The sequence below is a fragment of the Wolbachia endosymbiont (group A) of Colletes cunicularius genome, from assembly GCF_964264715.1.
Lineage (GTDB): Bacteria > Pseudomonadota > Alphaproteobacteria > Rickettsiales > Anaplasmataceae > Wolbachia.
On record NZ_OZ183471.1, the window covers coordinates 1,148,217 to 1,167,958 of the forward strand.

The 19,742-nt window shown below is 37.0% G+C and carries 27 protein-coding genes, 2 tRNA genes and 4 pseudogenes; 5 read left to right on the forward strand and 28 right to left on the reverse strand.

Features of this window, described 5'->3' with window-relative positions:
- Positions 1-2: 2 nt before the first annotated feature.
- From ACFELZ_RS06765 to ACFELZ_RS06840, 16 genes and pseudogenes are all read right to left on the reverse strand, one after another.
- Positions 3-338 (reverse strand): GPW/gp25 family protein, encoded by a 336-nt coding sequence (locus ACFELZ_RS06765; RefSeq protein ID WP_375315991.1) that lies wholly within the window; start codon positions 336-338, stop codon positions 3-5.
- Positions 339-340: 2 nt separating this feature from the next.
- Entirely contained in the window at positions 341-595 is a 255-nt protein-coding gene (locus ACFELZ_RS06770) for a PAAR domain-containing protein (protein ID WP_047759655.1), read from the reverse strand.
- Positions 592-1,056 carry a phage baseplate assembly protein V gene (locus ACFELZ_RS06775; RefSeq protein WP_264328558.1) on the reverse strand — a complete coding sequence of 155 codons (465 nt, stop codon included), beginning with the start codon at positions 1,054-1,056 and terminating at the stop codon, positions 592-594. The genes ACFELZ_RS06770 and ACFELZ_RS06775 overlap by 4 nt, the downstream gene beginning before the upstream one ends.
- Positions 1,043-1,525 (reverse strand): hypothetical protein, encoded by a 483-nt coding sequence (locus ACFELZ_RS06780; protein ID WP_065095515.1) that lies wholly within the window; start codon positions 1,523-1,525, stop codon positions 1,043-1,045. Before ACFELZ_RS06780 ends, ACFELZ_RS06775 begins: the two co-directional genes overlap by 14 nt.
- Positions 1,526-1,534: 9 nt before the next feature.
- Complete coding sequence (locus tag ACFELZ_RS06785; RefSeq protein WP_065095516.1) at positions 1,535-2,026, reverse strand: phage tail protein; 492 nt, start codon at positions 2,024-2,026, stop codon at positions 1,535-1,537.
- A 1-nt stretch (position 2,027) separates the two neighbouring features.
- On the reverse strand, positions 2,028-2,333 hold the full coding sequence (locus tag ACFELZ_RS06790) for a hypothetical protein (RefSeq protein ID WP_052265018.1): 306 nt from the start codon (positions 2,331-2,333) through the stop codon (positions 2,028-2,030).
- A gap of 83 nt (positions 2,334-2,416) precedes the next feature.
- Entirely contained in the window at positions 2,417-3,421 is a 1,005-nt protein-coding gene (locus ACFELZ_RS06795) for a major capsid protein (RefSeq protein ID WP_341814247.1), read from the reverse strand.
- Positions 3,422-3,446: 25 nt separating this feature from the next.
- Entirely contained in the window at positions 3,447-3,821 is a 375-nt protein-coding gene (locus ACFELZ_RS06800; protein ID WP_341814246.1) for a head decoration protein, read from the reverse strand.
- Between the two features lie 76 nt (positions 3,822-3,897).
- A pseudogene (locus ACFELZ_RS06805) lies at positions 3,898-4,943 on the reverse strand (S49 family peptidase).
- Complete coding sequence (locus ACFELZ_RS06810) at positions 4,940-6,367, reverse strand: phage portal protein (protein ID WP_375315992.1); 1,428 nt, start codon at positions 6,365-6,367, stop codon at positions 4,940-4,942. Before ACFELZ_RS06810 ends, ACFELZ_RS06805 begins: the two are co-directional and overlap by 4 nt.
- Positions 6,368-6,495: 128 nt before the next feature.
- Positions 6,496-6,693, reverse strand: a complete 198-nt coding sequence (locus ACFELZ_RS06815) for a type II toxin-antitoxin system RelE family toxin (protein WP_237350101.1) — start codon at positions 6,691-6,693, stop codon at positions 6,496-6,498.
- Between the two features lie 93 nt (positions 6,694-6,786).
- A complete protein-coding gene (locus ACFELZ_RS06820; protein WP_341814282.1) occupies positions 6,787-7,074 on the reverse strand; it encodes a hypothetical protein in 288 nt (95 codons plus the stop codon).
- A gap of 40 nt (positions 7,075-7,114) precedes the next feature.
- Positions 7,115-7,348 carry a hypothetical protein gene (locus ACFELZ_RS06825; protein WP_375315993.1) on the reverse strand — a complete coding sequence of 78 codons (234 nt, stop codon included), beginning with the start codon at positions 7,346-7,348 and terminating at the stop codon, positions 7,115-7,117.
- A gap of 1 nt (position 7,349) precedes the next feature.
- Positions 7,350-9,185 carry a phage terminase large subunit family protein gene (locus ACFELZ_RS06830; RefSeq protein ID WP_375315994.1) on the reverse strand — a complete coding sequence of 612 codons (1,836 nt, stop codon included), beginning with the start codon at positions 9,183-9,185 and terminating at the stop codon, positions 7,350-7,352.
- A 174-nt stretch (positions 9,186-9,359) separates the two neighbouring features.
- Entirely contained in the window at positions 9,360-10,685 is a 1,326-nt protein-coding gene (locus tag ACFELZ_RS06835; RefSeq protein WP_375315995.1) for a hypothetical protein, read from the reverse strand.
- 297 nt (positions 10,686-10,982) lie between these two features.
- A pseudogene (locus ACFELZ_RS06840) lies at positions 10,983-11,345 on the reverse strand (hypothetical protein); the annotation flags it as partial.
- Positions 11,346-11,409: 64 nt separating this feature from the next.
- Between ACFELZ_RS06840 and ACFELZ_RS06845 the strand changes: the two are divergent.
- From ACFELZ_RS06845 to ACFELZ_RS06855, 3 genes and pseudogenes are all read left to right on the forward strand, one after another.
- Positions 11,410-11,772 carry a helix-turn-helix domain-containing protein gene (locus ACFELZ_RS06845; protein ID WP_375315796.1) on the forward strand — a complete coding sequence of 121 codons (363 nt, stop codon included), beginning with the start codon at positions 11,410-11,412 and terminating at the stop codon, positions 11,770-11,772.
- Between the two features lie 52 nt (positions 11,773-11,824).
- Positions 11,825-12,154 (forward strand): transposase, encoded by a 330-nt coding sequence (locus tag ACFELZ_RS06850; protein WP_375315996.1) that lies wholly within the window; start codon positions 11,825-11,827, stop codon positions 12,152-12,154.
- A 35-nt stretch (positions 12,155-12,189) separates the two neighbouring features.
- Positions 12,190-12,988: pseudogene (locus ACFELZ_RS06855) on the forward strand (IS982 family transposase).
- A gap of 52 nt (positions 12,989-13,040) precedes the next feature.
- Here the strand turns inward: ACFELZ_RS06855 and ACFELZ_RS06860 are convergent.
- The 12 genes and pseudogenes from ACFELZ_RS06860 to ACFELZ_RS06915 all read right to left on the reverse strand — a co-directional run bounded on the left by ACFELZ_RS06860 (position 13,041) and on the right by ACFELZ_RS06915 (position 18,740).
- Positions 13,041-13,499 carry a transposase gene (locus ACFELZ_RS06860; protein ID WP_375316623.1) on the reverse strand — a complete coding sequence of 153 codons (459 nt, stop codon included), beginning with the start codon at positions 13,497-13,499 and terminating at the stop codon, positions 13,041-13,043.
- The gene (locus tag ACFELZ_RS06865) at positions 13,442-13,606 is read right to left on the reverse strand and encodes a hypothetical protein (RefSeq protein ID WP_375315781.1); all 165 of its coding nucleotides are present in this window, start codon (positions 13,604-13,606) and stop codon (positions 13,442-13,444) included. Before ACFELZ_RS06865 ends, ACFELZ_RS06860 begins: the two co-directional genes overlap by 58 nt.
- Positions 13,607-13,609: 3 nt before the next feature.
- Positions 13,610-13,807 carry a transposase gene (locus tag ACFELZ_RS06870; RefSeq protein ID WP_375315805.1) on the reverse strand — a complete coding sequence of 66 codons (198 nt, stop codon included), beginning with the start codon at positions 13,805-13,807 and terminating at the stop codon, positions 13,610-13,612.
- A 53-nt stretch (positions 13,808-13,860) separates the two neighbouring features.
- Positions 13,861-14,158, reverse strand: a pseudogene (locus ACFELZ_RS06875) (IS66 family transposase); the annotation flags it as partial.
- Positions 14,159-14,423: 265 nt separating this feature from the next.
- Positions 14,424-15,296: a succinate--CoA ligase subunit alpha gene (gene sucD, locus ACFELZ_RS06880; RefSeq protein WP_375315997.1), complete on the reverse strand. Its 873-nt coding sequence runs from the start codon at positions 15,294-15,296 to the stop codon at positions 14,424-14,426.
- 3 nt (positions 15,297-15,299) lie between these two features.
- Positions 15,300-16,451 carry an ADP-forming succinate--CoA ligase subunit beta gene (gene sucC, locus ACFELZ_RS06885; RefSeq protein WP_374698239.1) on the reverse strand — a complete coding sequence of 384 codons (1,152 nt, stop codon included), beginning with the start codon at positions 16,449-16,451 and terminating at the stop codon, positions 15,300-15,302.
- 29 nt (positions 16,452-16,480) lie between these two features.
- On the reverse strand, positions 16,481-16,681 hold the full coding sequence (rpsU, locus tag ACFELZ_RS06890; RefSeq protein WP_341812223.1) for a 30S ribosomal protein S21: 201 nt from the start codon (positions 16,679-16,681) through the stop codon (positions 16,481-16,483).
- A 155-nt stretch (positions 16,682-16,836) separates the two neighbouring features.
- Positions 16,837-16,910, reverse strand: a tRNA-Pro gene (locus ACFELZ_RS06895).
- Between the two features lie 225 nt (positions 16,911-17,135).
- Positions 17,136-17,822 (reverse strand): 16S rRNA (uracil(1498)-N(3))-methyltransferase, encoded by a 687-nt coding sequence (locus ACFELZ_RS06900; RefSeq protein WP_265033076.1) that lies wholly within the window; start codon positions 17,820-17,822, stop codon positions 17,136-17,138.
- Between the two features lie 28 nt (positions 17,823-17,850).
- Positions 17,851-17,922: transfer RNA gene (locus ACFELZ_RS06905), tRNA-Glu, on the reverse strand.
- A gap of 45 nt (positions 17,923-17,967) precedes the next feature.
- Positions 17,968-18,321 (reverse strand): hypothetical protein, encoded by a 354-nt coding sequence (locus ACFELZ_RS06910; protein WP_375315998.1) that lies wholly within the window; start codon positions 18,319-18,321, stop codon positions 17,968-17,970.
- A gap of 50 nt (positions 18,322-18,371) precedes the next feature.
- Positions 18,372-18,740: a hypothetical protein gene (locus tag ACFELZ_RS06915; RefSeq protein ID WP_375315999.1), complete on the reverse strand. Its 369-nt coding sequence runs from the start codon at positions 18,738-18,740 to the stop codon at positions 18,372-18,374.
- A gap of 72 nt (positions 18,741-18,812) precedes the next feature.
- On the opposite strand from ACFELZ_RS06915, the gene ACFELZ_RS06920 reads away from it, so the two are divergent.
- Positions 18,813-19,175: a helix-turn-helix domain-containing protein gene (locus tag ACFELZ_RS06920; protein WP_375315796.1), complete on the forward strand. Its 363-nt coding sequence runs from the start codon at positions 18,813-18,815 to the stop codon at positions 19,173-19,175.
- Positions 19,176-19,194: 19 nt separating this feature from the next.
- Positions 19,195-19,710, forward strand: coding sequence for an IS630 family transposase (locus tag ACFELZ_RS06925; protein ID WP_375316661.1), 516 nt, complete (start codon positions 19,195-19,197; stop codon positions 19,708-19,710).
- Positions 19,711-19,742 lie beyond the last annotated feature (32 nt).

The window sequence follows — 19,742 nt, forward strand, 5'->3', positions numbered from 1 at the left end:
TTTTAAACAACTACTCCATTAATATTTATGAACTTACCTTCTGAAAGATAGACACCTTCTAAATTCAATGTTACTCTCCCTTCTTTTACTCCTTCAACTTTTACTTTTTCTAACTTAAATCTCTTTTCCCATTTTTCCAAAGCTTCTGCAGTTGCTGCATAGATTTCCAAAGTTAAATCTCTATTTATTGGCTTATCCACTAACTCAAATAATCTCGACCCATAATCCCTTCTCATGATCCTACTGTTAATAGGGGTGGTTAATATATCAATTATTGATTGTTTTAAGTGTTCCAAACCTTCTAATGCCTTACCTGTTTTAGCATCCATTCCCTTCATTTCTATTTTGCAAAGACGCTTTCACTGCCTTTTATTACTTTAAACCCACATGAAACTATATCTCCTACTCTTCCTACACTAAGACCATTTGCAAATACTGTTTTTGATCCTTCAGTTAATGCTCTTCCTTCACTAAAACTGTCTCCTTGTCTACATATTGACTTACCGTTTACAAAAACATTATTACTGCCGCTAATGCAGAAATGTGGTATAGCTTCTCCACAGTAGTCTCCTAACCTTACTATTCCTTTGTTCAATTTAAGTCAATCCTTTCTGCTTTCAGTTTTATTCCACTTTTTGTCATTTCTATACTTGATTTCCCAGCCTTCAGTGTTATTTTGTCCACTACTTCAATCTCTAAATGATGCTTCCCTTTATCATATAACAATCTTGTTCCATCTTGAAATTTTATACTATTTATTTCTTTTTTATTCTCTGGTGCAGGGTATTTTTCCTGATATATTCCTCCTAATACCACTCCTAATGATAGTTCACCAAAAGGAGAAAATATCATAACCTGTTCACCGATATCTGGTGGAGACCAATCTCTGTCTTTTCCTGCTTTGCTCGTTACCCATGGCAGATAATCTGTTAAAAATTCTCCTATTTTCACTCTTACTTTTGCTTTTTCATAATCTATTTCTTTAATAATTCCGATACGAATAATATTCGCTACTTTTCTCTGTAACTCTGCAATGGCAAAATTATTTTCCAACATGCATTTCTCCCACTGCTATTTTATGTGGCTTAATTTTCCCCTCTAACCAGACTGATTCTCCAAAATGCAGATAGTGAACCCATTCAACCAACCACACTAAATATGCATCGAGCTCTGGCCTAAAATCATCTCCTCCTCCTGATATAAATTCTCCTGGTGAAACATTTTTCACGTTCCAAGTATTTTTATTTACTACTCTTGCTACTTCTGCTGCTAATGACCTTACAACTAACGAGGAATACTCGACTGTTCCATCAACTACAATTCTCGCTTCAAATCTTGCTTTCAGCGCTAATTCCTCTGTTCCAGGATCTTTTCCCGATTCTAAACTCACAAGCTCTACAAATAACGCTGGCGCTAATAATTCTTTCCTTATTGCTGGATAAATTTCACATGTCTGTATAGACGGTATTTCTTCCTTCAGTGTGCTGCAAATTGCTTGATGTAAATCTTTCCAGAACTTTGTCATGCATATAATTTAACTCATGTAATGTATAAAATATTTTTCAAATACCTTTTCAACTTCATAATTAACAAGATTCCCTATTATCCTTGAAGCCTCAGGTTTCAGTGGCAACTTAACTTCCTTTATTGGCAATGCTGCCCTTCCTTCACGTTTAAACATACCGCTATTTCCTTTTGGCATAACTGCTGCAAATCCTCCTATAAACTCATGCTTTCCTACTTTCGATCCTCTTCTTGTTTTTTGTATCTTGCCAATTGTCGATGCTCTAATGTCATAGAGATTTGCTCTAATTAACACTTCTAATCTGCTAGTTTTCGCCTTAAAAATTCTTAATCTCTTTCTTATCAAACTTAATTTTATCTTCTTTTCCTCACTAATTTCTTTTGCTGTCTTCAATTTTAGCCATAGTGCTGTTCTGTTTAACGCTCTCACTATTGCTAATTCTATTTTTTTTCTTTTAGCATTTACACTTTCTATTACCTCAACTTCTATATGAACAGACATTTTACACCCCATACGCTTCGATTCGCCAGACCATTCCAGATTTATCTCTAAGTGGTGGTGTGTGTATTTTGTATTTGCAATCACCTATAACAAAAATATCTCCTACAATTGGCCTCAGTATATCAAAAATGCTTACCTCAAGAAAAAGCATCTCTCCCACAAATTGTCCTTCACCAATCTCGTATAATTTATCTGGCTGTTGCTTTAATACCTGTACCATATATGACTTATCCTTTGATTTATATAAAGCCACTTCTCCTAAATGGGCAAAACAATCTTTAAATAATCTCTTAATATTCTCTTGCACGTTTCTCCGCTATATACTAACATTTATATGCTAAGAAGAGGTAAAGCATTCTTCTGCCTCACACCGCTTTATATTTGCTCTACCTATGTTGCAACGATCTTGACTAGTATCGCTGGACGGTGGCACATTGGCAGAGGGTTTGACTGCGTATGCAAATCAGTCCCTCTATCAAATCTTCTTGGCTCTTGTTTTGCATAGAGTGGCTGTCCTAGTGTATTTACTGTTTCATTAAAATCTGCTGGTGCAAAATATGTTGTAAATGTGCTCGCTGTTCCTACTGGAAAACAGTGTCCTGTATCTCTTTCTATAAACCTTCTTACGGTTCCTTCAGGATCAGTTGCTTGCCCTCTATATTCCTCAAATGTGATTCCGCAGAATGTAAATCCTGACCTCATATCATTCCTTAGCGCTGCTCCTTCTTGCCATCTCTCATATGCCTCTTTCACCTTACTATGGGAAGTTAATGCATCAAAAAACTCAGGGCTTACCAGTGCATGAATTCCCGTCATATATTCACCACTTAAGTTATCCTCAATATGTCGCAATACCTCCAAGCACTTACGCTTTACATCAGTTGTTGCTGTTCCAAGGGCAAAATTTACTACTTTTGGTGTTATTTCAAATTCGTTGTACAGATTTAATAATTCCGACCCATCAGCATCTAAAATTATTCCCTTCAGCGCTCCCATACGCAAATGCTCTAATGTTATTGCGTGCTTGTTTCTCATTAGCTGTAAATGGTCAGTTATTACGTCTGCCAGCGCTTTCAGTTCACTTTCTGATCCAAATGCTCTTATTCCCTGCACTTCTTCTGGCAGTACTACATCATCATGCGGAATATGCGGAATCGTAAATGTTCTTATTTTCCGTTTTCCTCGTTTTCCCACTGTTGCTGGTGCTCCGGGTACTTGCGTTGGTAGTAAACTTAACACTCCGTTGTGTTCTTCTATCGTAATATGTCTAAATCTTACTGACCTACTTGGAAATAAATTTAAATTTTCAACACGTCCATAATTTATCGGCAATATATTCATCGCATTTGTTAGTGCCGTCATGCTAAATGCTGTATTCGTAAATGGATTTTGCATTCTTTTTCCCCCTTATTAATTTAAGTTACACTCCCTTGCGGATAATGATCCCTCGTCCTTCAAGTTGCTTTATTGCTTCAGCTTTCTGTTCTTCAGTGATATTTGCTGGCCACACCACTGCATGATCTGCTAGTATTGCACTGCGAGTAATAATTACTCCTTTCATATCAGAATCTTTGCTATGTATATCGGTTGTAATTACTCCTACTGCTGTTTGTGTGCCGTCTGTTCCAGTGGGGTTCAGCACTCTAATAAAACCATCATCTGTCTTCTTGGCAACTACTGTACCAAGTTTAATATTTTGACCTTTCGCTACATTTATCTGGTCTCTTGAATATAGACTTGATGCCTCATACTTTAATAAGTCACCTAGATTATTTTGTTCGGTTATACATGTCATATTTTCTTTTCTCCTTTTTTTCCTTTAGTTTTACCGCCATGTTTGTAGTTATTGTACGCGGCGGTTATAAAAAAACTTAAATACTTGATTGTGCTCTAGCTTTAGCTACCTGCATCATCAATTCTTCTCCTGAATTCTGTGGTATTGCACTCAGTATCTCTGTCTTTTTCGTTCGCTCTGCAAGTAACTCCATTAAAACTTCCCGTGCTTGCTCAACACTTACGCTTTGCTCAATAAATTCTCCTATCTTTTCTGGCATCTTTGATACATTACATAATCTTATTATCTCTAAAATTTCTCTACGACAGTTCTCGTAGCTTTCCTCAATAGTTGTCATACTAACACTCCTACTTTTATGATTGTTGATAAATTCAAAAAATGTTGTAACTCCATCTGCAAGACCTATTTCTATTGCTTTCTCCCCAAAATATAGCCCTGCCTCTGTTGATCGAATCTTTTCAATTGAAAGACCTCTGTTCCTTGCTATCAGCTGCACAAACATTTCATATAGTCGGTCTACTTCTTTTTGTAAGCTTCCCAGACTTTCAGACGTCATTGGCTCATGCGGATTTAAATCGTTTTTTCTCTTTCCTGCAAATACTGTGGTATATTTTACCCCCTGTTTTTCATCAAATCCACTTTGATCAACGTGACTTGCTATTACTCCTATACTTCCTACCCCTGATGTTCTGCTTACAAATACTTTTTCAGCACTTGACGCTATTGCATACGCTGCAGAATACGCATCATCATTTGCTATTGCTACGATCTTTTTCTTTTCCGACTTTCTTGCCTCATAAATAAAATCAGCAAGGTCAAATAAACCGTTTACTTCCCCTCCAGGGCTGTCTATGTCCAAAATTATTGTTTCTACTTCTTCATCTATCAAAGCTTCTTCTATCTCTTCACGTATCTTCTCATACGATGTCATCCCCAACACATTATCAAAAGCTTCTGACTTTTTCGTCAAGATTCCATGTATCGGTATAACTTTTATTCCTTTTTCACTATTTTTTACTGCATGTTTTATGTTTTTAAAAATTGGCTGCTTTCCTGCTTGTAATGACAGTAACTCAAACTTCTTGGCTCTACCATCATTGGTTTGTTTATTTGTTGTTTCATATCATTTCCACATTAGAATCAACACTACTGACATCGCTGTCGAAGCTTAAGTTGAGTGAACTAGCACGTCTTTGATCCTCAGCAATTTCCTGATCGATTTCTTCTATATCGTAACCTAGCTCTGATACTACTTCTGACCTGCTCTTAAATCCATTTCTTACCGCCATTTGCTGTGCTTGCTGATCTTTCAGCGGGTCCACCCAATCAAACCCTTGCGCTATCCATTTTACTTCTTTTGCCCCTTTTTTTGTCCATTCTTCTCCTATATCGAGTTCTCCTGAGAGTAGGGCTAATTCTAACCACCTATCCCATACTGGACGGCAAAATTGAAATACTACCACGTTATGCTGTAACATCGCGCACCTCCTACGAAACTCTATTAACCCAGCTCGGATTGATGAATAATTGACACCCGTTAAATCCCCTGTTAGCTGCTCATACGTTATCCCTGTGCCTACTGCTATCGCCCTGAGCTGCTGTTTCATGAATGCTTCATAACTTCCTCCAACATCTGATGGTTCTGAAAATTTTATATCCTCTCCCGGGTCTAAAAGTTGCATAGTTCCTGGTTCTAGTCCTGAAAGTGCTACCCCTTGTTCATTGCTTTCACCTTCTCCTAAAATATTTGCTTCTGGATCAAGTCTGGTAATAAATCCCGCAAACATCGCTGCTGTCTTTTTTCTCACTAATTCCGCATCGTCATATTGATCAAGTTCATAGAGCTTTAACAGTACACTGGACAACCACGGTACTCCTCGAATCTGCCCAGGTCTTAGCGGTCTATAAATATGTAAAACATCATTTGCTGGTACTCTAACTGACTCTCCAAATGATCCTTCACCCGGATGTTCTCGAAAAAGGTAATACGCTTCTCTTTGCCCAAGCCTATTAAACTCAATCCCGTTTCTAATTACATTACCGTTGGCAAGGGTTTGATTACTCTTATTGTCTAAATGTTCAGATTCAAGTACTTGTAATTGCAAAGGTACACATAAACCATCTCCAGATTTTCTCGTCCTCAGTCGTACAAAACATTCACCCCCTTCAACCATGCTCCTACAAACCAATGCCTGCAGCCCGTAAAAATCACTCACTCCGCTACTGTCTGCTTCATCTGTCCATCTCAGCCATAATTCTTGTACTTTCTTTCGAAATTCTCCATCTCTTGCTTTTGATTGTGGTTTTATTCCTGTTCCAATAGAGTTACTTACTATGGTATCAATGATATTTGCTGCATATGGATTTTTTCTTACCATATCACGAGAGCGGCTACGTAAGTGCTCAAGGCTTTGAGAAAGCAAATTATTTATGCTTCCTGCCTCCGGTTGCCAATACATTACCCTTCTTCCTGAGCCTGATGCATCCCAGGCTGAGCTTTTTATCTTTAGTTTGTTGAATAATTGTTTGAACGATTTTAATAGCATTTTGCCTCTTTGATTATGCAGCAGTTTGTTGCGCAATTTGACATTAAAAAATTACAGCAAGCTGCTGGAGAGTCTGGCTGTTAACACTTTATAAATTATGCATGAGGCTCTTGCACAAATACCAACGCTTATTCTGGGCTGCGTTCATAAATGTCCTTCCGATGTCCCATTGCAGTAATAGTTACTGTGTGTTTTGAGTAATTTATCCTATAAATTACACGATAATCACTTACTCGTATCCTAAAATACCCTTTGAATTCATGCGATAATGCTTTACCTATTGCTTTAGGGTTGGTTGCAAGACGACTATCTACAGCTCTTCTCACTCTAGATCTTATCGTTGGTGGTAATGCAAGAAAGTCTTCCTCAAGAACTCTTTTTGAATAGATAATATCGTATCCCAGCTTGTATCTCCACTTTTAGACTGTTTTTGCAGATAATATTCTATTCCAGTCTACATCCTCACTTCTAATTTCTTCATCACCTCTAGCATCACGCTCAAGAGAAAGCTTAGCTAACTCTATATCTACTTCATCTATTTCATCATCTTCTTCAGATAATTTACTTGCTTCAATTTCTTCTTCTACTAGGTCCTTTACAACTTCTTCTATAGTTCTATTTTGAACTTTCGCCATTTCTGTAAGGTACTGAGCAAATTCCCCCTCAAAATTTACATTAACATTAAGCCTTCCTTGACTTTGAGCCATATTATTCACTGTAAGATATCAACTGTAAACTATAACATTTTTACATAATTTTGTCAATCCCCTTGCTCGTTGAAAAAACAATTTTCCTCTTTGGCTTCACACCTGCAACTTTTAGCTCAGCCTTAATACGTTGCCGTAGATTCAGCAGGTCATTTATCTGAACTTCAGCATATCTCACAACATGATCACCATATGCAATTGATACTACTCTTTCGCCACTCTGAAGCTTCTTTATTGCTTGTTCAACTTGAATTAAATATTCTTGATTGTACATTTCACTTCTCATTCAACCATCTGCTTTGTCTCACTTTTTTAGGCTTTTTGCTTTCCATTTTTCCACTCAAACTATTCCATTTACTCTCTGGCCAACGATCGATTCCAAGTGCAATAGATGCTGCTCTTGCGTAAATTCGGCAATCTAGCACTTCATTTCTTTCTCTTACCTTTTGCCATTCTTGTTTGGTGTATCCTTTTACCACTTTGCTGACTAATTGCTCTGCCGTTAGCTGCTTAAAATATTCAGGTGGATACTCTGGAAAATGACAGTATCCAGGTAGAGCTTTTCCCTCTTCTTCTTTTAAAATATTAAGTAATTGAAAAAGCTCTGACTTTAATATCGATACTCCTACTGGCCAGAGCTTTATTCCTCTTTTCAGCTTTTGCCCTCCAACTGTTACATCTACTCTACTTGGGCTGCTCAGTGGCACTAGCGCTTTGTTTGCCCCTTTTACTGCCATTACTCTCCCAGAGCCTTGGTGACCTCTTACCCAGTTGTATACTTCCTGTGTTGCATATCCTACATCAACTGCCATCATACTTATCATATATTCAAGCCCATTTTTACCGATAAAATGATGACTCAGAAGCTCCGAAAGCTTTTTCCATACTTCTCCACCTCCTGTATCTCCTTCAAATACTCGGTAGTCTATTGACCAATTTTCACGGCTTTTTCCCCAGGCTACAACTTCCACCTCTAGACGATCTTTTTGGACATCTACTCCTGCAGTAAGTACTACTTCTCTCCTAGGTACTGTGCCTACAGGAAAGAATTCTCTCCTGTTAAATAATTGCTTCCAGTCTGGTACTTCTCCCTTATCTACCCAGGTTTCTCCAAGCGTTGTGTTGATCCAAACTTTTAGTAATTGTTCACTTTCTTTTGCATGAAGAAAATCTTCTACTGCTTGAGTCCAGCTATACCAGCCTACTGGGCTATACAAGCTTGAAAGGTGGAATCCTATTTTTCCCCCTTCTTTTGCCCCTTCACCTGTAGCTCTCCATTCACCTCTAGCTAGCATCTCTGTTTTCTGATGATTTTTTATTTCTCCCCTACACTCTATGCAAACGTAGTGGGCTGTTGCTGGGTTCTTCTCTTTCCACTTTATCTGTGGCCATTTCAGTACCTGATAGTGATCACAATGTGGACAAGGGACAAAAAAGTAACGTTTGTCTGAACTCTCAAATTCCCTCTCTATTCTACTTATTCCATGTACCGTTGGCGTTGAAACCAAGAATATTTTTCTCCGTGTAAAAGTATTAGTTCGGGCTATACTGAGTAAAACTGGATCTCCTTCTCCTCCTGAATCCCCTGGATACGCATCTACTTCATCAAGAAAAAGATATTTTACCGGCATTGAACGCAGACCCACTGGACTGTTTGCACCTGTTACTACTACCGTTCCTCCAGGAAATTCCTTACTTTGTACAGTGTTCCCTGAATCTCTCGACCTTGGATCTTTTATTTTACTCCTTAAACATGGCGTATCTTCAATCAGTGGCGCAAATCTTCCCTTGGACCAACGTTTTCCCATTTCAACTGTTGGCTGTACTACCAGCATTGGACCAGGAGTCTGATCTATGATGTAGCCAATCCAATTGTTACCAGCTTCTGTTCCACCAATCTGCGCTCCTTTCATGAATACTACTTTTTCTGCTGGTGAGGACGGAGAAAGTGAATCCATTATCTCCTTAAGGTACGGCGTCCTCTTTGTTCTCCATTTCCCTGGCTCTGATGCTGCTATCGTTGAAAGTTGACGATTCTTATCTGCCCACTCCGATACTTTTAGCGGTGGATCTGGCTTTAATCCTGCATAGAAACTACTACTATATATCATCTGCTGTCATTTTCTATTTTTTACGGCTAATACTAAATCTCATCGGTAATAGCACTTTTTGCCCATGTATCGAAGTTTCCCAATAACAAGTATAAAAGTGAACTTTGATTAAAAGATGTTACAGTAGACTTCTTTTATAGCTGTTACAGTACAGAAACCTCTTTGTTGGCTCTGTTAACCAATACTATACACAGCATCCTTACAATTGTGAGATTCAACCACTACTTGCTTTAGCGTTAAACTGCTACACTTAGCTTCCTTGCCGTGATTTTCTTCAAGCACTTTTGTCCTTTCTTCTTTGATTTCTTTAATGAATTTCTCATTAACCTTTTCAGGCTCAATCCTTTCTTCAGAATATACAAGGTTAGTACAATTTGTTTTTCTGTAGTAATGTACTCCAAGGCATACAATTAGTAATGCAGCCATACTCGAGCCTATTAGTAATGATAATCCTATATTATTACTTAAAGGATTTTGATAAAATATTTTTACGTTATTAACTCCACCTATTGCAAGTAGTCCTAATGGAAGTGCTATATTTGTAGCTACTGCTGCTGTCAATAACACTGTAAATATTGGCCTATCTTTAATTACTGCTTCTACTTTATTCCTTCTACTAATTACTTTTTCATCAATGTTAATGAAGTTTTTTTCACTTTTCCAAGCGTTAAGTGTAAAATTTGAATGAGTACCGTTGCTGTATTCCAGTCTTACTGATTTTATCACTTTATCCTTTCGCTGGTACTCCAACACTTTATTCAAAGCTTCATTCGCATCTTTTCCCTGTATTTGACATTCTTCAGTACTTTTAAATTGCTTTACTGCACAAAGTATCGGACTAATTGTAAGTGATGAAGCAATTGCAATAATTGGTATAGTTATATAGAAAGGGTTGTTTGCAAAAAACGCAATAAATTGCGCTTTATCCTGTAAATATACTAAAGCTGCAGATGTGCTAAGTGCAAGAGCAGTGACACTGAAAATTATAAATCCTTTCTGCTGCACTGCATACTTTACTCTCGGCAAAATTCTATTTGTTTTCTTTTCTGTTTTAATTAATGGAGTTTCTGAATTTACTTCTCCATCACTTTTTTCTGTTGAGCTAGTTGAAAGTATAACTGGACTATCATGATTTAATGGTATATCCTCCCATTCTTGACTACCGTAAAACTCACTCGTTTCTGTTACTTGAGAATTTGACCTTGTCACCTCTGCACTTCTATTATCTATTCCACTATCACCTTCTAAACTCCTTTTTGAAGATTTTTTACTTTGATCTTCTGTACTCGGACAAATGGTTTGTATTGACTCATCGCTACTTAATTCCGTTTCATCATCTAATGCCTCTTCAAATGTGTCTTCATATGAGGTACCATTGATACGTGGTGGCTTTGGTGGTTCAATAGACCGTAAAATATTTACCCTATCCTTTTCTGCTGTTCTAGGCGGAGGTGGATTGCCACTATTTGCTCTCAATGGTATTCTTCCAGTGAACTGCATGAGCCCGAATTCTCGACTGTCCATTATATTTGATCCAAAATTGATTATTATGCTGCGTTTATTACGTTACATTTATTAAAATATAGTAAATATCAGTAATTTTATTTTACCATTAACATCTATAGTTCTTTTGCACATTATAACGCTATCTGCCTCAACTTTTGCACTTTTATGTCTTTCAGCGTAAAAGGTATTCTCTATCTACATCTGCTGATGCCTTACTTAAAATTATTATTACAATCAATATAAGAATTAAGCTCGCTAAACTAATACGGCAAAAAAAACTTTTTCAGTAATTTAAAGTTGTATGTTATCCCCACTTTCCACCAATCCTTCCAATGTTGTTCTGATTTCCTCAGTCAGTGTCTCATGGATCTTCTCTGTGTCGTTCATCGATGCCAGTAATGCTGATACTCTGTCTGGTATATTGAGGAGATTATTTCTTACTACTCTTGCCACATTAAATGCTTCTGTCTTTACTTCTTCTACTGAGATAAGTTCACCAATTTCAGCTTTTGCTTTTGCCTCAAGCAGTCTTCCCCGCTCCATCTCATTTTTTATCCGCGTTTTAAGCAACATCGTGGAAAGATCACTTGTGCTTCTTTCTTCCCCTCCTTTTCTCCTCAGTGGCTGACTTGGATCTCTTATTGCTGCTATAGCTAACCGAAATAAGGTTTCCTCAAAGGAGTGTAAAAAGGTATAATACTGCTTTAATTAAGGTAGAATGATGGCAAAGCCATATAGTGAGGACCTGAGGGAACGAGTTTTAAAAGTGGTTGACGAGAAAAAAATGACTATGGAAGAAGTAAGCAAGATGTTCAAAATTGATAGAAAAACTATATACTGGTGGAGGAAAAGAAGAGAAGAAACAGGAAGTATAAAACCGTCTTCAGGCTACCAAAAGGGACATAGTCATAAAATTAAGTACTTAGATGGCTTTGTCAAATTTCTGGATGAAAACCGAGATATTACGGTTGAAAAAATAATTGAAAAATTTGGCAACATGTGCAAAGGCACAGTCTACAATTATCTTAAAAAAGTAAACTATACATATAAAAAAAACTTTTCTTTATCAGGAAAGGAATGAAGAGAAACGCAAGGAGTTCATAAAAAAAATAGAAGGAATAGAAAAAGAAAACTTGATATTCATAGATGACTCTGGAGTAGAAGACAACAGATTTTATGAATATGGGTGGTCTCAAAAAGGCAAGAGGTTATTTGCCGATAAACCAGGGTTTAAAAGAAAGAGGGTAAGCATAATAGGAGCACTAAATGAGGGAAAAGTTAAAGCTTCCTGGGTAATTGAGGGCTACTGCAACAGCGAGATTTTTGATGCTTATGTAGAAAATATACTTGTTCCTATATTAAAACCTGGACAGACTATTGTTCTCGATAATGCAAGCTTTCATAAATCTGCAAACGTGAATTCTGGATTAAAGGAGAATAGAAAAGGCAAGAAAACAGGGTAAACTCAGCAGTGATAAAAAAATAGATGAGGTTACCCATGGAAGATATAACAAAACTGTTTTGTTTGGTCGATGATTTTTGCAGAGATATAGAGAAAAATTTTGCAGATAAACTACTGCCAAATGGTAAAAACCCCACAAGAACAACGGAAATTGAGCACTCCGAAATCATGACAATAATCCTGCTATATCAACAATCTCCGTGTAAAACTTTCTATCTACATTACCTAACGTTGCTCTACAAATCAGAGTTTCCAAAGTTACCTTCATATACCAGGTTTGTTGCTCTAAAGCCTAGGGTTTTGTGGCATTTAGCAATGTTGTTGCATTGGCTTTGTGGACAGTCAGAAAACACTGGAATTTCATATATAGACACAACTCCCATTGCAGTTTGTCATGCAAAAAGAATATCCAAAAACAAAGTTTTTGCTGGAATTGCAAAATTAAGCAAGAGCACTTACGGCTGGTTTTTTGGTTTCAAATTACATATGGTAATCAATGAAAATGTTGAAATTCATGCACTTACGCTAACAAAAGGCAATGTTGATGATAGGATACCTGTGCCAAATCTGACGGAAAAATTAATCGGTCTTTTGTTTGGTGACAAAGGTTATATTGCAAAAGAGCTTTTTCAGAAGCTGTTTGACCGAGGTTTGAAACTTGTTACCAACGTGAAAAAAGGAGACTGTTTTTGGTTACCTAAAAAATAGACTAGAAATTGAACACACTCGCCATAGATCCCCTGTTAATTTTTTGGTTCATATCTTTTCTACTCTCATTTCCTATTCCATCAAATCCACAAAGCCTTCTATTTCCTATACTTTCTTCCTTCCTTAATCCAGAATTCGCGTTTTTCGTAATTTTTCATCATTAGAGCCTGTCTTCAAACTCAAGAATGAGCTAATTTGTGAAGCATAATAGTGATCATATTAAAGAAGATGTTGTTTTTTGAAGTGAGAGGAGAATGCTCATAATCCTTACTCATACGTCTAAAATTGGAGAGCCAAGCAAAGGTTCTCTCAACAATCCAACGTTTGGGAATAACCTGAAATCCTGTATCAACTATTTTCTTGGTAATCGTCAATAAACATCCAGTTTCCAATAAGCAGAGGTTTTGCAATTTACCTGTGTATCCTTGATCAGCAAAAAACTTATGTAATGTTGGAGCTTTGCATTTGGCTTGAACAAAAAGATTTAGTGCACCATCACGATCCTGAATGCTTGCACTTTGTACTTCAGCAGCAATTACAAGACCTACAGTATCTACAACGATGTGGCGCTTTCTACCCTTTACTTTCTTGCCAGCATCATATCCTCTGGATCCCCTTTTTGAGTAGTTTTTACTGATTGGCTATCTATTATTCCCACTGATGGAGTTTCATTCTTACCAATTATCTCTCTTACTTTTTTAACTAGAAAATCATGAATCTCTTGCCATATTCCACTTTTTTTCAATCGCTAATTACAACTATACACTGTTTTCCATGGTGGAAAATCTTTAGGCAGTTGTCTCCATTGACATCCTGTTCTCATCATATAGCGGATTGCGTTAATAATTGTTCTAATACTATGTTTTCTTGGTCTACCGGTCTTTTTAGGTTCAAAATATAGCTCTATTATCTTCCATTCTTTGTCACTTATATCGCTTGGGTACATTTAAAATATATCTTATAACACACTTCTTAACTCCTTTCTACTTAGTTTGAAGACAGGCTCTCAGATTTCAAAATGTTTTTCGCAACTCGGGAAGCTCCAATTGCTTCAGGTAAGTGGCTTCAAGTAATACCGTGTACGTTTTCGCAATTTTCTGGCACGTCTGGCAAATCTAAAAACATCTATCTCATTTTTTAGTAAAGCTTTTTTTAGTGCAAACAACTCAACAGCAACATCTCTCAAATAACAGCCGAGAATTTTGACCTCAATGTTCCAACTATGGGCTAATCTTTCAAAATCTCTTGATAAATGTGCCCAGCAGATTTGCCTGTTTTTATCAGAAAAATAATTGTATAAGGTCAAGTATCCCGCTACGTGTTAGCGGATGAGATACCGCGAATGAATCGCGGTATGACGTAGAGTCAGCGTTAGCTATACTTTTATACTCACCAAATCAGTTTGCTTGCTTACAAGCAAACTTTCCTGGATCCAAGTAGTCAAGCTACTCGGATGACACCATTATAGAGTGAACCAGTGTCAGCTACTTGAGTGACACCCTTTCTAGCAGAAACTGCTCCTCAAATCACAACGTTCGTACAGCTGCGTTTTAGATTAGGCACTAATGCATTACTTCCAATACCTTCTTACCAATCACTGCAGGGGTTTCAGCAATTGCAATCCCGGCGCTCCGCATAACTTCTAGTTTTGCACCAGCACTTCCACCACTGGAAGAGATGATTGCTCCAGCGTGTCCCATACGTCTTCCTGGAGGTGCTGTTTGACCTGCTACAAAACCAACGATTGGCTTTTTAGTTTTTTCTGTTTTCACAAAATGTGATACATCTTCTTCTTCGTTTCCACCTATTTCACCAATAACTACAATACCATGAGTATCGTCATCTTTTAAAAAGAGCTCCATACAGTCGACAAATGTCATACCATGAACTGGATCCCCCCCAATTCCGATACACGTGGATTGACCAAGACCAACAGCGGTTGTTTGTGCTACTGCCTCGTAAGTTAAAGTTCCGGAGCGAGACATAATTCCTATGTGTCCACGCTTATGGATATGGCCAGGCATAATTCCTATTTTGCACTCTTCAGGCGTAATAATTCCCGGGCAGTTGGGACCAACCAATCGACTTTTTGAATCAACAAGCGCGCGCTTAACTTTCACCATATCAAGTATAGGAATGCCCTCTGTAATACAAACTATCAATTCTATTTTTGCATCTATTGCTTCAAGTATTGCAGCAGCAGCAAATTTAGCAGGTACATATATTACCGTAGCATTCGCATCAGTTTTTTCTCTAGCTTCTGCTACAGTATTAAAAACCGGTAAATTAAGGTGAGTGCTACCACCCTTTCCAGGAGTTACACCGCCAACCATTTTCGTCCCGTAGTCAATAGCTTGCTCTGAATGAAACGTACCTTGTGCACCAGTAAAACCCTGGCATATTAATCTTGTATCTTTATTTACTAAAATGGACATGCTTTATTTTACCTCTTTTACTATCTTTTGCGCAGCTTCATCTAGCTCATCTGCAGCAATAATATTTAATCCCGACTCTTCTAAAATTTTTTTTCCTTCTTCAAAATTAGTACCTGATAATCTAACCACTAGAGGAACTTTAATGCTCATTTCTTTTACAGCCGCAACAATTCCACTTGCGATAATATCGCAACGCATTATACCACCAAATATGTTAACCAAAATTCCTCTTACGTTGCTATCAGACAATATGATTTTAAATGCTTCAGTTACAGTTTCTTTACTCGCTCCACCACCAACATCCAAAAAGTTAGCAGGCTCTGCTCCGTAGTATTTTATTATATCCATTGTTGCCATAGCAAGGCCTGCACCATTTACCATGCAACCAATACTGCCATCCATTTTGATGTAACTGAGCCCATACTTTGAAGCCTCTATCTCTTCTTTCACTTCTTCATCATAATCACGAAGTTCCATAATTTCTGGGTGACGATATAAAGCATTGTCATCGAAATTAATTTTCGCATCGAGCGCAATAAAATCTCCAGAACTTGTTTCAACCAGTGGATTAATTTCAATTTGGCTCGCATCAGTTGCAATAAACGCATCATATATATTTTTTGCAACATTTGTTATTTTTTCTATTTGTTCTGAACTCAAATTAAAACTGCTGCTTAACTTGCTGCTATCAAAACTTGTAGCAAGATCAATATCAAATTTCACAATTTTTGCGGGAGAATTTTTCGCCACTTCTTCGATGTCCATTCCACCTTCTGAGGAAAATATGAATATTGGCCTACTGAGCTTCGGGTCAATTACCAGGCTTAAGTAATACTCTTTCTTAATGCTTGAGCCTTCTTCAATATATACTCTTCTTACTTGCTGCCCGCTTGGCCCTGTTTGATGAGTAACTAAAGTCATACCAATCATGTCTTTTACAAACTGTTGAGCTTCTTCAGCTGACTTTGCTAGCTTTACGCCACCGGCTTTACCCCTACCACCTGCATGAATTTGAGCTTTAACCACAAACACGTCAGATTTTAATTGACTTACTTGAGTCTTTACTCCTTCTGCAGATATAGTGACAAAACCTTTTGGCACCGGGACATTAAATTTATGCAAAATCTCTTTTGCTTGATATTCGTGAATATTCATAAAACAACCAATGATAAACTATTAAAAAATTACCAACCGTAACGCTGCCTTCTGCATTCTTGCTGGTGCCTCTTTTTTCTCGCTTCAGCTTTCTTTTTAGCTCTTTTTTCTGATTTTTTTTCATGATATTGTTTTTTCATTTTCAACCCTCTTCCTTCCTTTTGAATTGTTTTTTTCAATACTGGAAAAGCTCTGTCTACATCACCATAATGGACTGATACTTCAATCAAACTCTATACCTCCTTCGGTAATCATTTCAAAATTTATTTATAAATTAAAAAATTGACATTGTCAATTATTTTATAAACTTGAGCGTTAAACTGCAATATGAACGAAATGCCTTTAAAAGCTCTAACTATTAAAAGCGTTAAAACTTCTGCTAGCATCGGGGCGGAGAGATTTGAACTCCCGGCCCTTTGGTCCCAAACCAAATGCGCTACCAGGCTGCGCTACGCCCCGACTTCTTTACTCAGAGTATCAATAACTCAGGCAAAATGCAAGATTCATTTGTTTATTTTAGAAAAAATATAATATAAGATTTAATATTATTTTAGAATATGTTTTTTATTAGCTCCTCTTTAGTAGCAAACTGCTTCGCAGGCGGCCTATAGAGTTTGTACAGTTAGCGCGTGCAACACTGAATCAGATTTCTCTATGGCCCAAACCTTAGCCATATTTAAAAATCTAGCTACACCAATTGGTGAAAGTTAGTGCAGCAACCACAGCAGTATCGACCCTTAAAATTCTTTTTCCTAGACTCAATTTTTGACAAAACTTATCGGCAAGATCAAGTTCATAAGATGAAAAACCACCTTCAGGGCCAACAATAATAGCAACATTTTTCTTACCTTTCAGCACTTCATCAGCTTTACCTGTTTCATCACATAAAACAAAATTTTTACTCTGGGAATCAGGTAACTCACAAAAGTTAATAGGAGGCAAAATCTCTGGTATACTCATCCTACCGGATTGTTCCGCAGCTTCGATTGCCTGTAATTTTGCTCTACTTAGGTTAATGTTTTTTACTACTGTACGTTCCGTTGAAATAAATTGAATGCAGGTTACTCCCATTTCAGTTGCCTGTCTTACTATGTTGCCTAAAGCACCACTTTTTACCATGGCACAATATAAGTATAAATTTTCCTCATATTGCTGTTGTTTAGTGCATTCTTTGAGTGTAACTTTTGTTAATTTACGCGATATATTAACTACTTCTCCTAACCATTCTCCATCCTTTCCATTAAAAAGAGAGAGATTATCATACTTCTTAAGCCGCATTACATTGCAAATATAGTGACTTTGTTGTGGATTAAGTGCTAAACTCACGCCTTGTGATAAAGCTTCTTCAAAATAAAGCCTAATTTTTCCCATTCAAAACTTTAATTATATTCTACTTGAGTGACTCTTACGGGATTTGAACCCGTGTTACCACCGTGAAAGGGTGGTGTCCTAACCACTAGACGAAAGAGTCAATGCGAATTAACTCAAGTTATATTGATTATGCACATAAAGTCAATTATTTTATGGCGTAAACGTCTTTCTCTATTCCATATTTAATATTCACTGAATTTATTTCAGATTTAGGAGTTTTAGATCCTAATTCTAATTGTTGTTCAACTTTTGTATCGTAATCATAGCCAGAATCGTAGCCAGAATCTCTACGCTCATATTTCTGCTTTATTTCTTCTACACTAAAGCCAGCCTTGGTCTTAATTTTTTGATCATTAGTCTGTTGCTGACTTATCAGCTTATTAGCACTTAGCTTCACTTGCTCTTGCCAATCATTCACTTTATCCTGCACTAACCCATGGTAAGTTCCAGAATTGGCTTTTATATCTTTTGCTTTTTTTTCTGCTCTTTTCTTGGACAAATCTACCCTAGCATAAATAGGTTCTGACGATTGTTCTGGCTCTTTCTGTTTTAGGCTAGCAGGCTTTTTTGTTCTGAAAGATCATCTATAGTGCAATAAATAGGTTCTTCTGATATACTCAAATAACCACTATCGTCCAATGATGAATTTTCAGTAGATTTTTTATGTGAATCATATATTTCAGCATAAATAGATTTTTCTGATACGTTCAACTCCCCTAATGAGTTACTAACCTTAGTGTCATACACCTCAGCGTAAATAGACTCTTTTAAAAGAAAATTACCATGGCCAGTACTCTTTAACTCATACTCAAAAGTTCTAGGAGGTTTTTGAGGTGGTATTACATTGTTGCTCACCTCAGCGTACATAGTTATTGGCTCATATTCAAAGGTTCTAGAAGGTTTTTGAGGTGGTATCATGTTATAGCTAACCGAAATAAGGTTTCCTCAAAGGAGTGTAAAAAGGTATAATACTGCTTTAATTAAGGTAGAATGATGGCAAAGCCATATAGTGAGGACCTGAGGGAACGAGTTTTAAAAGTGGTTGACGAGAAAAAAATGACTATGGAAGAAGTAAGCAAGATGTTCAAAATTGATAGAAAAACTATATACTGGTGGAGGAAAAGAAGAGAAGAAACAGGAAGTATAAAACCGTCTTCAGGCTACCAAAAGGGACATAGTCATAAAATTAAATACTTAGATGGCTTTGTCAAATTTCTGGATGAAAACCGAGATATTACGGTTGAAAAAATAATTGAAAAATTTGGCAACATGTGCAAAGGCACAGTCTACAATTATCTTAAAAAAGTAAACTATACATATAAAAAAAACTTTTCTTTATCAGGAAAGGAATGAAGAGAAACGCAAGGAGTTCATAAAAAAAATAGAAGGAATAGAAAAAGAAAACTTGATATTCATAGATGACTCTGGAGTAGAAGACAACAGATTTTATGAATATGGGTGGTCTCAAAAAGGCAAGAGGTTATTTGCCGATAAACCAGGGTTTAAAAGAAAGAGGGTAAGCATAATAGGAGCACTAAATGAGGGAAAAGTTAAAGCTTCCTGGGTAATTGAGGGCTACTGCAACAGCGAGATTTTTGATGCTTATGTAGAAAATATACTTGTTCCTATATTAAAACCTGGACAGACTATTGTTCTCGATAATGCAAGCTTTCATAAATCTGCAAGAACGAAAAATTTGATAGAAAATGTTGGGTGTAAAATTTTGTTCTTGCCGCCATACTCACCGGATTTAAATCCGATTGAGAAGTTCTGGTTTGCCATTAAGCATGCCATAAGAAAAGTGCTGCCAAGCTTTTGGCCCAATATTAATTCGGCTATTGATTTTGTCTTTCAGCTCTCGGGGAAATCTTACTTCGGTTGGCTATAAAATCTAAAAGTGCTTTTAATCCTAACCATATC

What these genes read in the sequence shown, in the direction of transcription:
- ACFELZ_RS06825 (WP_375315993.1), bottom strand. Translation starts at nt 7,348, where the DNA reads ATGTACAATCAAGAATATTTAATTCAAGTTGAACAAGCAATAAAGAAG.
- ACFELZ_RS06900 (WP_265033076.1), bottom strand. Translation starts at nt 17,822, where the DNA reads ATGGGAAAAATTAGGCTTTATTTTGAAGAAGCTTTATCACAAGGCGTG.
- ACFELZ_RS06820 (WP_341814282.1), bottom strand. Translation starts at nt 7,074, where the DNA reads ATGGCTCAAAGTCAAGGAAGGCTTAATGTTAATGTAAATTTTGAGGGG.
- sucC (WP_374698239.1), bottom strand. Translation starts at nt 16,451, where the DNA reads ATGAATATTCACGAATATCAAGCAAAAGAGATTTTGCATAAATTTAAT.
- ACFELZ_RS06845 (WP_375315796.1), top strand. Translation starts at nt 11,410, where the DNA reads ATGATGGCAAAGCCATATAGTGAGGACCTGAGGGAACGAGTTTTAAAA.
- sucD (WP_375315997.1), bottom strand. Translation starts at nt 15,296, where the DNA reads ATGTCCATTTTAGTAAATAAAGATACAAGATTAATATGCCAGGGTTTT.
- ACFELZ_RS06795 (WP_341814247.1), bottom strand. Translation starts at nt 3,421, where the DNA reads ATGCAAAATCCATTTACGAATACAGCATTTAGCATGACGGCACTAACA.
- ACFELZ_RS06810 (WP_375315992.1), bottom strand. Translation starts at nt 6,367, where the DNA reads ATGCTATTAAAATCGTTCAAACAATTATTCAACAAACTAAAGATAAAA.
- ACFELZ_RS06915 (WP_375315999.1), bottom strand. Translation starts at nt 18,740, where the DNA reads ATGATACCACCTCAAAAACCTTCTAGAACCTTTGAATATGAGCCAATA.
- ACFELZ_RS06775 (WP_264328558.1), bottom strand. Translation starts at nt 1,056, where the DNA reads ATGTTGGAAAATAATTTTGCCATTGCAGAGTTACAGAGAAAAGTAGCG.
- ACFELZ_RS06800 (WP_341814246.1), bottom strand. Translation starts at nt 3,821, where the DNA reads ATGACATGTATAACCGAACAAAATAATCTAGGTGACTTATTAAAGTAT.
- ACFELZ_RS06835 (WP_375315995.1), bottom strand. Translation starts at nt 10,685, where the DNA reads ATGCAGTTCACTGGAAGAATACCATTGAGAGCAAATAGTGGCAATCCA.
- ACFELZ_RS06870 (WP_375315805.1), bottom strand. Translation starts at nt 13,807, where the DNA reads ATGTACCCAAGCGATATAAGTGACAAAGAATGGAAGATAATAGAGCTA.
- ACFELZ_RS06830 (WP_375315994.1), bottom strand. Translation starts at nt 9,185, where the DNA reads ATGATATATAGTAGTAGTTTCTATGCAGGATTAAAGCCAGATCCACCG.
- ACFELZ_RS06785 (WP_065095516.1), bottom strand. Translation starts at nt 2,026, where the DNA reads ATGTCTGTTCATATAGAAGTTGAGGTAATAGAAAGTGTAAATGCTAAA.
- ACFELZ_RS06920 (WP_375315796.1), top strand. Translation starts at nt 18,813, where the DNA reads ATGATGGCAAAGCCATATAGTGAGGACCTGAGGGAACGAGTTTTAAAA.
- ACFELZ_RS06780 (WP_065095515.1), bottom strand. Translation starts at nt 1,525, where the DNA reads ATGACAAAGTTCTGGAAAGATTTACATCAAGCAATTTGCAGCACACTG.
- ACFELZ_RS06765 (WP_375315991.1), bottom strand. Translation starts at nt 338, where the DNA reads ATGAAGGGAATGGATGCTAAAACAGGTAAGGCATTAGAAGGTTTGGAA.